This is a genomic window from Rhizobium moroccans (genome assembly GCF_057559155.1).
Genome location: NZ_JBHFJG010000009.1, coordinates 225530 through 225904 on the forward strand (window position 1 = coordinate 225530; position 375 = coordinate 225904).

The window sequence follows — 375 nt, forward strand, 5'->3', positions numbered from 1 at the left end:
CCCGCACGGGACCAACAAGCCGGTTGCAGCGAGAAAGCGTGACTGGCCGCAAGGAGAAGCGAACCGTCCGATGTTACGATTCCTGCTCATGCGCATTGCGTCTGCGATCCCCGTGCTCTTCGTCCTGAGTGTGGTGACTTTCGCGATCATCCAGGCGCCGCCTGGCGACTATGCCGACTATATCCGTTCGCAGCTCATCAATCAGAGCGGAGCATCTTACGCCCAGGCCGAGGCGCAGGCGCAGGCCTATCGCGCCGAGCACGGCCTCGATAAGCCGCTCGTCATCCAATACGTCAACTGGATCAAAGGGATCATCACCGAGGGCGATTTCGGCTACAGCATGTACTACAACAAGCCGGTCGCCGACGTCGTCGG

Annotated in this window: 1 pseudogene; it reads left to right on the plus strand. The window is 60.5% G+C overall.

The window, feature by feature from the left end:
- Positions 1 to 70 precede the first annotated feature (70 nt).
- Positions 71 to 375 (plus strand): annotated as a pseudogene (locus ACE04I_RS07300) (ABC transporter permease); the annotation flags it as partial.